The 13,607-nt window shown below is 66.3% G+C and carries 10 protein-coding genes and 2 tRNA genes; 8 read left to right on the plus strand and 4 right to left on the minus strand.

What is annotated here, in order from left to right; genetic code table 11:
- The first annotated feature begins 89 nt into the window (after positions 1-89).
- From LNV23_RS12520 to LNV23_RS12550, 7 genes are all read left to right on the plus strand, one after another.
- The gene (locus LNV23_RS12520; protein ID WP_263563273.1) at positions 90-1,292 is read left to right on the plus strand and encodes an SIS domain-containing protein; all 1,203 of its coding nucleotides are present in this window, start codon (positions 90-92) and stop codon (positions 1,290-1,292) included.
- Positions 1,276-2,238 carry an ROK family protein gene (locus tag LNV23_RS12525; RefSeq protein ID WP_263563274.1) on the plus strand — a complete coding sequence of 321 codons (963 nt, stop codon included), beginning with the start codon at positions 1,276-1,278 and terminating at the stop codon, positions 2,236-2,238. The genes LNV23_RS12520 and LNV23_RS12525 overlap by 17 nt, the downstream gene beginning before the upstream one ends.
- 34 nt (positions 2,239-2,272) lie before the next feature.
- Positions 2,273-3,562 (plus strand): D-tagatose-bisphosphate aldolase, class II, non-catalytic subunit, encoded by a 1,290-nt coding sequence (locus LNV23_RS12530; RefSeq protein ID WP_263563275.1) that lies wholly within the window; start codon positions 2,273-2,275, stop codon positions 3,560-3,562.
- A 145-nt stretch (positions 3,563-3,707) separates the two neighbouring features.
- Positions 3,708-4,484, plus strand: a complete 777-nt coding sequence (locus tag LNV23_RS12535; protein WP_263563276.1) for a DeoR family transcriptional regulator — start codon at positions 3,708-3,710, stop codon at positions 4,482-4,484.
- A 35-nt stretch (positions 4,485-4,519) separates the two neighbouring features.
- Positions 4,520-5,629, plus strand: coding sequence for an N-acetylglucosamine-6-phosphate deacetylase (gene nagA, locus LNV23_RS12540; protein WP_263563277.1), 1,110 nt, complete (start codon positions 4,520-4,522; stop codon positions 5,627-5,629).
- 188 nt (positions 5,630-5,817) lie between these two features.
- Complete coding sequence (locus tag LNV23_RS12545; RefSeq protein ID WP_263563278.1) at positions 5,818-7,863, plus strand: M13 family metallopeptidase; 2,046 nt, start codon at positions 5,818-5,820, stop codon at positions 7,861-7,863.
- A 44-nt stretch (positions 7,864-7,907) separates the two neighbouring features.
- On the plus strand, positions 7,908-9,956 hold the full coding sequence (locus tag LNV23_RS12550; protein ID WP_263563279.1) for a M13 family metallopeptidase: 2,049 nt from the start codon (positions 7,908-7,910) through the stop codon (positions 9,954-9,956).
- 83 nt (positions 9,957-10,039) lie between these two features.
- Here LNV23_RS12550 and LNV23_RS12555 read toward each other — a convergent pair whose 3' ends face one another.
- The gene (locus tag LNV23_RS12555; RefSeq protein ID WP_263563280.1) at positions 10,040-11,149 is read right to left on the minus strand and encodes a fatty acid desaturase family protein; all 1,110 of its coding nucleotides are present in this window, start codon (positions 11,147-11,149) and stop codon (positions 10,040-10,042) included.
- Positions 11,150-11,156: 7 nt separating this feature from the next.
- Complete coding sequence (locus LNV23_RS12560; RefSeq protein WP_263563281.1) at positions 11,157-12,260, minus strand: ferredoxin reductase; 1,104 nt, start codon at positions 12,258-12,260, stop codon at positions 11,157-11,159.
- A gap of 126 nt (positions 12,261-12,386) precedes the next feature.
- On the opposite strand from LNV23_RS12560, the gene fabR reads away from it, so the two are divergent.
- Positions 12,387-13,112 carry an HTH-type transcriptional repressor FabR gene (fabR, locus tag LNV23_RS12565; RefSeq protein ID WP_263563282.1) on the plus strand — a complete coding sequence of 242 codons (726 nt, stop codon included), beginning with the start codon at positions 12,387-12,389 and terminating at the stop codon, positions 13,110-13,112.
- 159 nt (positions 13,113-13,271) lie between these two features.
- Here the strand turns inward: fabR and LNV23_RS12570 are convergent.
- Positions 13,272-13,347 (minus strand) — tRNA-Lys (locus LNV23_RS12570).
- A 161-nt stretch (positions 13,348-13,508) separates the two neighbouring features.
- Positions 13,509-13,584: transfer RNA gene (locus LNV23_RS12575), tRNA-Lys, on the minus strand.
- Positions 13,585-13,607: the final 23 nt, after the last annotated feature.

A 13,607-nucleotide genomic window follows, 5' to 3' on the forward strand; every position in this document is an offset into this window, starting at 1 on the left:
TTTCATCGTAATTTCTTTTCTTTACGTCAATTTTCTTGACGAATCGAAAGTTAAAAGATAAATTTACCTGCAATCTTTCGATCCATCCGATGACTACTCTTCTCAACCGCTCCGCCAGCGACTGGCAGCAATTGCAAGGCCTGGCCACGGCGGAGGAAATCGCGCAGCAGCCCAGCGTCTGGCGTGAACTGGCCGCCTCGCTGGCCGACCATCAGGCCCAGCTGCGCGCCTTTCTGGACGCCTGGCTGAAGGAACCCAGCCACCGCGTCATCCTGACCGGCGCGGGCAGCTCGGCCTATGTGGGCCAAACCCTGGCCGACGAGATCAACCGCGACTGGCCGGCCGAGGTGCGCGCCGTGGCCACCACCAGCCTGCTGACCCACCCCGAGCTCTATCTGCAGCGCGAGCAGCCCACCTTGCTGGTGTCTTTTGCGCGCAGCGGCAACAGCCCGGAAAGCCTGGCTGCCGTCGAGCTGCTGCGTCAGCAGATCGATTCGCCGCGTTTTCTGAACATCACCTGCAATGCCGAGGGCGAGCTCTACCGCAACAACGCCGCCCGCGCCGACACCCTGAACCTGCTGATGCCGGCCGCCTCCTGCGACCGCGGTTTTGCCATGACCAGCAGTTTCAGTAGCATGCAGCTGGCCGCCCTGGCCGCCTTCAGCCGCGCGCCCTGGGCCGAGCGCCTGGCCCGCCTGGAACTGGTGGCCCAGCGTGCCGAGGCCTTGCTGGCCCAGCAGGCGGCCACCCTGGCCGAGCTGGCCGCCCAGCCCTTCGACCGCATCGTCTACCTGGGCAGCGGCCCCTTGGAGGCGCTGGCGCAAGAGTCGGCGCTCAAGGTGCTGGAGCTGACCAGCGGCCGCGTGCTGGCTTTCTCGAACACCTTGCTGGGCTTTCGCCACGGCCCCAAGTCCATGCTCAATTGCAAGAGCCTGGTCGTGATCTTTCAGTCGCAAGACGCACATGCCCGCCGTTATGAGCAAGACCTGCTGAACGAGCTGCTGCGCGACGGCATCGCCGGCCGCGTGCTGCTGATCGGCGAGGCCGGTCCCGGCGCGCTGCAGGGCGACAACCCTCTGCTGAGCCGCGCCCTGAGCGCCGAGCCCAGCGGCCTGAGCGACAGCTGGCTGACCACGCTGTGGCTGATCCTGGCCCAGCAGTACGCCCTGCACCGCTCGGTGGCCCTGGGCCTGACGCCGGACAATCCCTTCCCCGATGGCACGGTCAACCGGGTCGTGCAGGGTGTGGAGATTTATCCCTATGTCGAATCCGCTCGTGTCCACTGCGACTGAGTCCACCCCGCCGGGCGGAGCGCCCTGCTACGGCCTGGACATCGGCGGCACCAAGATCGAGCTGGTCGCCTTTGATGCTGGCTCGCCCGGCTTCGCCGAGCTCTACCGCCGCCGTGTGGCCACGCCGACGCAGGATTTCGAGGCCTTTGTCGAGGCGATTACCGAGCTGGTGATTGAGGCCGACCGGGCCCTGGCTTGCATCGGACGCGTGGGCCTGGGCCTGCCCGGCATCATCAGCCCGCAGACCGGCTTGCAGCTCAGCTCCAATGTGCCCGCCCTGAGCGGCCGCGCCGTGCCGCAAGCCCTGCGCGAGCGCCTGGGCCGGCCCGTGGCCATCGGCAATGACTGCCAGTGCTTTGCCCTGTCCGAAGCGCAAGGCGGCGCGGCCGAAGGCTTTGCTTCAATGTTTGGTGCCATTCTCGGCACCGGGGCAGGCGGCGGCTTTTGCGTCCAGGGCCGGCTGATCGCCGGCTACAACGGACTGGCCGGTGAGTGGGGCCACTGGGCCCTGCCGGCGCTGCTGCAACAGCGCCACCGCCTGCCCCTGCTGGCCTGCGCCTGCGGGCTGCAAAGCTGCGTCGAGCGCTATGTCTCGGGCAGCGGCCTGGCGGCCCTGTTCCAGCATTTCGGCGGCCCGGCTGGCCAGTCGGTGCCCGAGATCGTGGCCGCAGCCGATGCGGGCGACGCCCACGCGAGCCAAGCCCTGGCCCTGCATCTGGACCTGCTGGGCCATGCCCTGGCCGGCCTCATCATGGCCTACGACCCCCATGTGCTGGTGCTGGGCGGCGGCCTGTCCAAGCTGCAAAGCCTCTACACCGAGCTGCCCGAGGCCATCCGCCCGCATCTCTTTCAGGGCGTCAGCGTGCCGCCCATCCTGCCACCGCGCTTTGGTGATGCCGGCGGCGCGCGCGGCGCCGCGCTGCTGGCGCGCCAGCGTCTGAGCTGAAGCTCGCCGCCTCCCCTCCTTTTCCTTTCTGATCATGTCCCACCTGCTCGCCACCATCACCGCCCACCGCAGCGGTCAGCCTGTCGGCCTCTACAGCGTCTGCTCGGCCAATCCTTTCGTGCTGCAGGCGGCGATGGAAGTGGCGCAGGCCTACGACACGCCGCTGCTGATCGAATCGACCTCCAACCAGGTGGACCAGTTCGGCGGCTACACCGGCATGACGCCGCCGCAGTTCCGCGACTATGTGCAGGCCCTGGCGGCGGAGGCTCACTTCCCGCTCGATCGCATCGCCCTGGGCGGCGATCATCTGGGCCCCAATGCCTGGCAGCATTTGCCGGCGGCCGAGGCCATGGGCCATGCCCGCGTGCTGATCGAGGCCTATGTGGCGGCGGGCTTCGAGAAGATCCACCTCGACTGCAGCATGGCCTGCGCCGACGACGCCCGGCCGCTCAGCGACGCGACCGTGGCCGCGCGCTCGGCCGATCTGGCCCTGGTGGCCGAGGCCACGGCCGCGCGCCTGGGTTTGGCGCCACCGGTCTATGTGATCGGCACCGAGGTGCCGGTGCCGGGCGGCGAAGCCTCCCTGGGCGGCGGCGTGGCCGTCACCGCGCCGGCGGCAGCCGCCGCCACCTTGGCCGTGCATGAGCAGGCATTTGCAGCCCAGGGCCTGGATGCTGCCTGGCTGCGCGTGATCGCCATGGTGGTGCAGCCCGGCGTCGATTTCGACCACAGCCAGGTCCAGCATTACCAGCCGGCCGCCGCAGGGGCCTTGTCAGCCTTCATCGAAGCCCAGCCGCGCCTGGTCTTTGAGGCCCATTCGACCGACTACCAGACCGAAGCCTCGCTGCACGCCCTGGTGCGCGATCACTACGCCATCCTCAAGGTCGGCCCAGCGGTCACTTTTGCCCTGCGCGAGGCCTGGTTTGCGCTCTCGGCCATCGAGCGCGAACTGCTGCCGGCCGAGCACCAGGCCGATCTGCCCGGCGTGCTCGAGCGCTGCATGCTGGAGCAACCCAAGCATTGGGCCAAGCACTACGCCGGCAGTACGGACGAGCAGCGCTTGCTGCGCCGCTTTGCCTTCAGCGACCGCTGCCGCTACTACTGGGGCGAGCCCGAGGTGCAAGCCGCCCTGCAGCGCCTGATTGCCAATCTGACGGCCAGCGGCATTCCCTTGCCCTTGCTGAGCCAGCATCTGCCGCAGCAGTTTGAGGCCGTGCTGGCCGGCGAGTTGGCCGCCGAGCCCGCAGCCTTGGCCCGCCACAAGGTGGGGCTGGAGCTGGCGCGCTATGCCCGGGCCTGCGCCCGAAACTGCCATATGGGCTGAGAGCCGCCGACACATCGAAAGTACCAATAGCTCGATTCTTTCGTTCAACTAAGATTCATTCCGAACAAAAGCTTTCAACCGGGTCGGCCACAAGTCAGCTTGAGTTTGAGCCCATAAAACTTCTTGAATCGAAAGCCACGAGTCCATGAGGAATACCCGAGAGCGGCGCGAACAAATCCTGCAGATGCTGATGGAGCAAGGCAGCGTGCAGGTGGCCGAGCTGGTGCCCATGATGGGCGTGTCGGCCGTGACCATACGCACCGACCTGAGCGTCTTCGAGGACCAGGGCCTGGTCACCCGCAACTACGGCGGCGCCAGCATGAACCGCATGCCGCCGCAAGAGCAGAACATCCGACAGAAGGATGAGCTGAACTCGACGCTGAAGGAGCGCATCGGCGCACGCGCCGCCGCCCTGGTCGAGCCGGGCGACAACATCATCATCGACTCGGGCACCACCACCATGCCCCTGGCCCGACATCTGCGCCACCTGCCGGCCGACGCCCGCGTGACGGTGATGACCAACGGCCTGAACATCGCCTGGGAGCTGGCCGATGCCGAGGGTGTGGAGCTGATGCTGACCGGCGGCCTGCTGCGCAAGAAATCGCTGTCCATCCAGGGCTCGCAGGCCGAGGCCAGCCTGAACGGCTACAACTTCGACAAGCTCTTCCTCGGCGTGGACGGCCTGGACCTGCAGTTCGGCATCACCACCCACCACGAGGCCGAGGCCAGCATCAACCGCAAAATGGTCGAGCGCGCCAAAAAGGTCTTCGTCGTCAGCGACGCCTCCAAGTTCGGCCGGGTCAGCCTGCACCGCATCATCCAGATGGACCGCGTGCACACCGTGATCACCGATGCGGGCATCAGCACTGAATATCGCGAAGGCTTGCAGCGCCTCGGCATCGAACTCATTGTGGTGGATTGATGGCGACTCACGCATTCTCCTAACCTGTTATTTCCATGAACCCGCAGCAGTCCCTTTCGGGTCGCATCCTCGGCCCGCTGGGCTGGGTGCGCGGCCATCTCGAACTCCAAGCCGATGGGCGCATTCGAGCCCTGCATGAGGACGCCAGCGCGCCCGAGGACCGGCTGATCCTGCCCGGCTTTGTCGACCTGCATGTGCACGGCGGCCTGGGCGTGGACATTATGGAAGGCGGCGACAGCGCCCGCACCGTGGCGCGCGCGCACGCCCGCCACGGCACGACCAGCCTGCTGGCCACCACCATGACCGCGCCGCAGGGCGATATCGAGCACGCCCTGCAAGGCATTGGCGCGGTGATGGCCGAGCCGCGGGCCGACGAGGCCCGCATCCTCGGCGTGCATCTGGAAGGCCCTTACCTGAGCTCGCGCCGGCTCGGCGCCCAGCCCGACATCGTCAGCCGCGCCACGCTGGAGGCGGTGCAGGCCTTCTCCGCCTTGGCGGCCATCAAGGTGCTCACCCTGGCGCCTGAAATCCCTGGCCATCTGGCCCTGATCCCCGAACTCAGCGCCCTGGGCATCCGCGTGCAGATCGGCCACAGTGCCGGCAGCTACGAGGACGGCGTGGCGGCACTCAAGGCCGGCGTGGCCGGTTTCACCCATCTGTTCAACGGCATGCCTGGTCTCAACCACTACGAGCCCGGCATGGTGGGCGCGGCCCTGGCCCATGCCGAGTACGCGGAGCTGATCCCCGATCTGCAGCATGTGCACCCGGGCGCCATGCGCGCGGCCCTGCGTGCCATCCCCAAGCTCTACTGCGTGACCGACGCCACCGCCGCCACCGGCATGCCGGACGGCGAGTACAGCCTGGGCTCGCAACGCGTGCTCAAGTGCCTGGGCTGCGTGCGCCTGGCCACCGGCTCGCTGGCCGGCAGCGCCCTGACCATGGACCAGGCCTTGCGCAATCTGGTCGAGGTGGGCCTCAGCGTGGAAGACGCCTCGGCGCGCCTGTCGCGCAACCCGGCTGACTACCTGGGCCTGGCCGAGCGCGGCCGCCTGCAGGCCGGCGCCTGGGCCGATGTGGCGGTGTTTGATACGGACTTGCAGCTGCAACAGGTCTGGGTGCAAGGCCAGCCGGTCTCGCTGGCTTGAAGGCGGCCTTGAAGCTCGCCTCGGGAAACTCCTGAGCTCTGACTTTCGGCACACCCGGCCCCGCCGGCTAGGCTCAGGCCAACCGATCTCCACATGAGCTTTTTCTCTTGAATGCAGATGCCCGGTTTCGCAGGAAGCCGGGCATTTTCTATTTCTAGTCTCCGAACTTTGAATTCCGAACTCCCGCCATGAACGCCTTCAAACATTGCACTCTGGTGGCCTTGCTGCACGTGGCCGGTCTCTCGGGACTGAGCGCCAGTGCCCTGGCCGCATCTGCCGACCCAGCCGTTTCAGGGCTGGATCTGCCCCATTTCGACCGCAAGGTCAGGCCCCAGGACGACCTCTTCCTCGCGAGCAATGGCGGCTGGATCAAGGCCACCACCATCCCGGCCGACAAGGGCTCCTGGGGCAGCTTCGAGAAGCTGGCCGAGCTCAGCGACCAGCGCGTGCGCGCCCTGGCCGAGGGCCTGGCCGCGCAACCTCAGGCCGAGGGCAGCAAGGAGGCCAAGATCGGCCTGTTCTACGCCGCCTTCCAAGACAGCGCGGCCATCGACCGCCTGGGCCTGGCTGCGTTGCGGCCGCAGCTGGACGAGATCGCGGCGCTCGCCAGCCGTGAGCAGCTGCTGGCGTGGCTGGGCCGCGCCCAAGGGCAGATCAGCCAGCCCCTGCGTCTGGCCATCGGCCCCGACCCCAAGGAGCCCATGATCAACCGCCTGCAGCTGGCCCAGTCCGGGCTGGGCCTGCCCGAGCGCGACTACTACCTGAACCCGCGTGACCCCAGCCTGGCCAAGGCGCGCAGCGCCTACCTTGCCTACTTGAGCAAGCTGGCCCGCTTGAGCGGTGAAGCCCAGCCGGGTGAGGCCGCACGCCGCGTGTTGGCCCTGGAGACGCGCATGGCGCAGGCGCACTGGGACGTGGTCAGCAGCCGCGATGTGCAAAAGACCTACAACCCGATGACGCCGGCCGAGCTGAGCGCGGCCGCACCGGGCCTGGACTGGACCGCCTTCTTCGCCGCCGCCCAGCTCAAGGCCGTGGACAAACTGACCGTGGCCCAACCCAGCGCCATCCGCGGCCTGGCCCAGCTGCTGGCCGAGGCCCCGTTGGCCGACTGGAAGCTCTACGCCAAGCTGCACACCCTGGACGCCCACGCCGCCGTGCTGCCCCAGCCCTTCCGTGCCGCCGCCTTTGCCTTCCACGGCCGCGCCATGAGCGGCACGCAGCAAGAGCGGCCGCGCTGGAAGCAAGGCGTGGATGCGATCAACGAAGCCCTGGGCGAAGCCGTGGGCGAGCTCTACGTGGCCCAGCATTTCCCACCGGCGCAAAAGGCGCGCATGCAGGAGCTGGTGGCCAATCTTTTGGCGGCCTACAGAAGCTCGGTCGATGGCCTGAGCTGGATGACGCCCGAAACCAAGCTGCAAGCCCAGGACAAGCTGTCCAAATACTTGGTCAAGATCGGCTACCCCGACACCTGGCGCGATTACAGCGCCCTGCAGGTCAAGGCCGGCGACGCGCTGGGCAACCAGCAGCGCGCGGCGCAGTTCGCCTGGGCCCGCGAGGCCGCCAAGCTGGGCCAGAAGGTGGACCGCAGCGAATGGGGCATGGTGCCGCAGCAGGTCAATGCCTACTACAACGAGACCTTCAACGAAATCGTCTTCCCGGCCGCCATCCTGCAGCCGCCCTTCTTCGACATGAAAGCTGATGACGCGGTCAACTACGGCGGGATTGGCGCCGTGATCGGCCACGAGATCAGCCACGGCTTCGACGACCAAGGCGCCCAGTACGACGGCGACGGCATGCTGCGCGACTGGTGGCAGCCGGCCGACCGCAAGGCCTTCGAGGCCCTGGGCCAGCGCCTGGCCCAGCAGTTCAGCGCCTACCAGGCCCTGCCCGGCAAGCGCGTCAATGGCCAGCTGACCCTGGGCGAGAACATCGCCGACCTGTCGGGCCTGCAAATCGCCTACAAGGCCTACCAAGCCTCGCTGGGCGGCAAGCCGGCGCCGGTGCTGGATGGCTACACCGGTGAGCAGCGCTTCTTCCTCGGCTTCGCACAGATCTGGCGCGAGAAGGTGCGCCCGCCCCTGCTGCTGCAACAGCTGATGGCCGACCCGCATTCGCCGGGCCAGTTCCGCGCCAACGGCGGCGTGGTCAACCACGACGCCTTCCACCAAGCCTTCGGCACCCGCAAGGGCGACCGCCTGTTCAAGCCCGAGGGCGAGCGCATCCGCATCTGGTGAGCGCCCGCCTTCGACCCTGCCCCTTTTTCAGGAAGAACCTGCCCATGTTGATGATGAAAACCCCGTTCAAGCTCGCCACCCTGGCCTTGCTGACCCAGCTGGCCTTCGGTGCCGGCTCGGCCCTGGCCGCCGAAACTGCCGCGCCCATCATCCAGGGCCTGGACCGCAGCAGCTTCGACCCCAGCGTGCGGCCGCAGGACGATCTGTTTCGTGCCGTCAACGGCCTGTGGCTGAAGAACACCGAGATCCCCGCTGACAAATCGCGTTATGGCAGCTTCGACCTGCTGATCGACCAGTCCGACGCGCGCGTGCGCGCCCTGATCGACGAGCTGGCTCGCGGCCAGCACGCCGCCGGCAGCAATGCCCAGAAGATCGCCGACTACTACCGCAGCCACCTCGACATCGAGGCGATCGAGCGCGCCGGCCTGGCGCCCATCCAGCCGCTGCTGAAAGAGATCTCGGCCATCAAGGACCGGGGCGCGCTGGCGCAATGGCTGGGCCGCTCGCAACTGTTCGCCGCCTCGCCGGTGCGCGTGGGCGTGACGGCCGAGGCCAAGAACCCCAAGATGAATGGCGTGCGCATGGGCCAGAGCGGCCTGGGCCTGCCCGACCGCGACTACTACCTGCTCAAGGACGACGCCCGCATGGCCAAGGCTCGCGAGGCCTACCGCGCCTATCTGAGCCAGCTGGCCGGCTTCGCCGGCGAGGCCGAGCCGACTGCAGCGGCCCAAGGCGTGCTGGCCTTGGAAGAGCGCATCGCCACCGTGCATTGGGACAAGGTCGACAACCGCAACCCGGTCAAGACCAACAACCCGACCCGCGTGGCCGATCTGCGCGAGCAGGCACCCGGCTTCGACTGGACGGTCTATCTGGAATCGGCCGGCCTGGGCCAGGCCAGCAGCATCGATGTGGCCCAGCCCAGCGCCATCCGCGCCCTGGCCGGCCTGCTGGCCGAGCAGCCGCTAGAGGACTGGAAGCTCTACCTGCGCCTGCATGCCCTGAGCCGCAGCGCCGATGTGCTGCCCAAGGCCGTGCGCGAGGCCAACTTCGCCTTCCGCCAGGCTCTGACCGGCGCCAAGACCGAGCTGCCGCGCTGGCAGCAGTCCATCAACGAAAGCAACAGCGCGCTCGGCGAGGCGGTGGGCCAGCTCTGGGTGGCACGCCACTTCCCGGCCGCCTACAAGGCCCGCATGCAGACCCTGGTGGCCAATTTGATGGCCGCCTACAAGGACTCGATCGATGGCCTGAGCTGGATGAGCCCGGCCACCAAGGCGCAAGCCCAGGACAAGCTCTCCAAGTACACGACCAAGATCGGCTACCCCGAACAATGGCGCGACTACAGCCGCTTGGAAGTCAAGCCCGGTGACGCCTTCGGCAACAGCCAGCGCGCCGCCCGCTTCGCCTGGGAGCGCATGGTGGCCAAGGCCGGCCAGCCGGTGAACCGCAAGGAATGGGGCATGACGCCGCAGACCGTCAACGCCTATTACAGCGGCTCGGCCAACGAGATCGTCTTCCCGGCCGCCATCCTGCAGCCGCCCTTCTTCAGCATGGAAGCGGACGACGCCATCAACTACGGCGCCATCGGCGCGGTCATCGGCCACGAGATCAGCCACGGCTTTGACGACCGCGGCAGCCAGTTCGACGGCGACGGCGTGCTGCGCGACTGGTGGACCCAGGAAGACCGCGCCGCTTTCGAAGCCATCGCCGCCAAGCTGGTGGCGCAGTACGAGGGCTACCAGCCCCTGCCCGGCAAGCACATCAACGGCCGCCTGACCCTGGGCGAGAACATCGCCGACTTGTCCGGACTGCAGATCGCCTACAAGGCCTATCTGCGCTCCCTGGGCGGCAAGCCGGCACCGGTGATCGGCGGCACGAGCGGCGCCCAGCGCTTCTTCCTGGGCTTCTCGCAGGTCTGGCGCAACAAGTACCGAGACGAACGCCTGCTGCAGCAGCTGACCACCGACAGCCACTCGCCCGGCGAATTCCGCGCCAACGGCACGGTCAGCAACCACGACGGCTTCCACGAGGCCTTCGACACCAAGGCCGGTGACGCCTTGTTCAAGCCCGCTGCGGAGCGCCTGCGCATCTGGTGAGCAAGGCCTGAGCGACCTGAAGTAAAAAAGGCGGAGCGCCGATGGCGCCCCGCCCATTTCCTTGCCTGACTGGAACTCGGGGATCAGCTTTGCAGGCTGGCCACACGGGCGCGGCTCGGCCGGCTCGGGAGGCTGTGGCGCAGGATGCGCCAAATCACCTGAGCGAACTGTTTGGACAGCGAGCCGGTGTTGTAGTGCACACCGTAGCGGCGGCAGATCTCGCGCACCGCCGGTGCCATCTCGACATAGCGATTGGCGGGCACATCGGGGAAGAGGTGGTGCTCGATCTGGTGGCTCAAATTGCCCGAGAGCGTGTTCAGCACAAAGCCGCCGGCCAGATTGCTGGAGCCGCGGATCTGGCGCCAATACCAGTGGGCGCGGGTCTCGTTCTTCAGCACATTGCGATGGAAGGTCTCGACCTCGGTGGTGAAGTGCCCACAGAAGATGATGGTGTAGGTCCAGACATTGCGCAACATATTGGCGACCAGATTGCCCGTCAGCACCACCAAGAAACCGGGACCGGCCAGGGCCGGGAAGATCAGGTAATCCTTGATCAGCTGGTGCGAGATCTTGCGGCCGGCCAGCTTCAGTTCGCGGCGCGCGGCAGGGCCATGCTTGCCGAAATAACCGCCCTTGGGCAAGTTCTGGATGGCCACGCCCCACTGGAAGAAGAGCGCAAAGAAGACCGCAACAATGGGCTGAATCAGCGCCAGCGGCTGCCACTTCTGCTCGGGGAAGAGGCGCAGCAGACCGTAACCGATGTCGTCGTCGAGGCCGTGGATGTTGGTATAGGTGTGGTGGCGGAAGTTGTGGGTCTTGCGCCAGTTCTCGCTGGTGCCGACGATGTCCCACTCGAAGCTCTTGCCCTGGAACTTGGGGTCGCCCATCCAGTCGAACTGCCCATGGATGACGTTATGGCCCAGCTCCATATTGTCGAGAATCTTGGACAGACCCAGGGTCAGGGCGCCGACGATCCAAAAGCCGATCATCCAAGGCATGGGCAGAAAGGCGCCGATCATCAAAGCAGCGCGGCCGATCACCTCGGTCCAGCGCACGGTCTTGAAGATGTTGCGGATGTAGCGCGCATCGCGCACGCCCAGATCGGCCACGGTGCGGGCACGCAGGGCCTCGATTTCAGCGCCGAACTTTTCCAGCTCGTCGTGAGACAGATTGCGGGTCAGGGACTTGCTCATGGGCTGTTTACAGATCCAAACTGAGGTCGGTACAGGCGCGGCTGACGCAGATGCGTATCGCGCTATTGGGCTCGCTGCAGCGCTCGCCGGTGTTCATGTCTTCGGCCAAGCCTTCATGCTTGGTGCAAACGCAGCTGTGGCAGATGCCCATGCGGCAGCCCGATTGCGGGCGCAAGCCTTGGGCTTCCAGGGCGGCCAGCAGGGACATGCCCGAGGCCACCTCCAGCGTGCGACCGGAGCGGCGCAGCTCCACTTGCACCTGGTGCTTGCTGTCGGTGTTCAGCGGCACAGCGGGCGTGAAAGCCTCGGCCTTGAAGCTGGCGACCTGGCCACTCAGCAGCTCGCGCGCCAGCGCGACAAAGCCACCCGGGCCGCAAGCCAGCGCCTGCAGCTGACCGGCGCCCTCGGCCAGGCGCGGAGCCAGCAGCTCGGCATCGATGCGACGGCCGCCTTGCTGGGTGGCGATCAGCTGAAACTGGAAGTTCGGGAAGCGCTTGGCCAAGGCCTGCAGCTCGGGCACAAAGCAGGCCTGAGCGGCCGTCTTGACCCAGTACATCAGGGTGACGGGCTGAGGCATCTGGCGTTCGGCCTGCTCACGCACCAAGCTCATCAGCGGCGTGATGCCGCTGCCAGCGGCCAGCAGCAGGTGGCGAGCCTGGGCCTGAGCTGGCAGTGTCAGTTCACCATAGGCGGGGCCGATGTCCAGGACATCGCCGACCCGGGTCCGCGTGCACAGCTGCGTGGACATCAAACCGCCATCGATCTGCTGTACCGTGACGGCGATTCGGCCATCGGCGCGCGGCACATCACACAAGCTGTAGGAACGCGTCACCCGGCGGCCATCGATTTCGACGCCGAGGTTCAAATGCTGGCCGGGCCTGAAACCCTGCCAGTGCCGGTTGGGCTGCAGCACCAAGGTCACCGAGCCCAGCGCAGCCTCCTGGCGCTCGACCACGCGAGCCAGGGGGCGCTCCCAGGTCCAGAGGCGGTTGATGTGGCCGGCCCAATAGTCAAACACGGCCGGGTCCACGAATGAACGGGCCCAGCGGCGCAGCAGGCCGGACTGAGAGGCAGGGAGAGAAGTCGAAGCAGTGGTCGTCAAAGCGGTCACGAAAGGCACTCCGTCCAGGGGGAAACACTGAACTGCCGTCATTATATGCATACGCATACAGATTTATATACGCTCGTATATTAATTAAGACTTCGTTATGATGCGAGCCTCGTCACGCCCGCCTTCATGACCCCAACGCTCGCGCCACCGCCACTTGCCGATCTCTCAAGCCCCGCCAACGGGCTGGAGCTTCCCGAGAGTTCGGGCGCCAGCGGCCCTGGGCGCAAAGCCTTGATCACGCGCGACGACATCGTCCAGGCGGCGCTCAAGCTGGTCGGGCCGCACCGCAGCATCTCCTCCTTGAGCTTGCGTGAGGTGGCCCGCGAGGCCGGCATTGCACCGAACAGCTTCTACCGCCAGTTCCGCGACATGGACGAGTTGGCCGTGGCCCTGATCGAACGGGCCGGCCTGTCGCTGCGCAGCATCATCGGCGAAGCCCGGCGCCGCTCCAGCGGCGGCGCCAGCGTGGTGCGCAGCGCCGTGCAAGCGTTCATGGACCAGCTGAGCTCGGGCGATGTGCTGCTGCACATCCTTTTGCGCGAGGGCACGGTCGGCTCGGATGCGTTCAAGCATGCCGTCGACCGCCAGCTGAGCTTTTTCGAAGAAGAGCTGAGGCAGGATCTGATCCGCCTGGCCGAGGCCAATGGCACCGGCCTGTACGAGCCGGGCCTCACGGCCAAGGCCATCACCCGCCTGGTGTTCGCCATTGGCTCCACCGCCATGGACTTGCCGCAGGACAAGCTGCCCGAGCTGACCGAGCAGTTGGTGGTCATGGTGCGCATGATCGTCACCGGCACCCAGACCATGTCCGTGGTGGGCTCCCCTGACCGGGCCCCAGCCGCCAAGGCCTGAGGTTCAACACCGCAGGTCAGCGACCCTGCTGGCCCTAGCCCACCCCTTCAGCCAAGCCTGGCGTGAAACCGCACCCGCCGGACGCAGCAGCAATTTCCTGCCGACCATGAAAAAAGCACCGACTGCTTTCGCATTCGGTGCTGGTTTCATTCTTAATTTTGGTGGGCCCTGAGTGACTCGAACACTCGACCTACGGATTAAGAGTCCGCTGCTCTACCAACTGAGCTAAGAGCCCTACGCTTCTCTTGTCTTGCTTGGCGTCAATTTGTTAGCAACCTTGCAAGCCTTGCAGTATAGCATGATTTTTTAGAATTTCCACTGTTTCAGCGAATATCTCAAAAATCTGCTTTTCAGCTTCTTCGCACTTACCGAACAACAGAATTGCTCTTGGCAAGATGGTGGGTCGTGCGGGACTCGAACCTGCGACCTACGGATTAAAAGTCCGCTGCTCTACCAACTGAGCTAACGACCCATCAAGCGAAGCCCATCATTATA

This window comes from Kinneretia sp. DJ1R-11, from assembly GCF_025717595.1.
GTDB lineage: Bacteria > Pseudomonadota > Gammaproteobacteria > Burkholderiales > Burkholderiaceae_C > Paucibacter_A.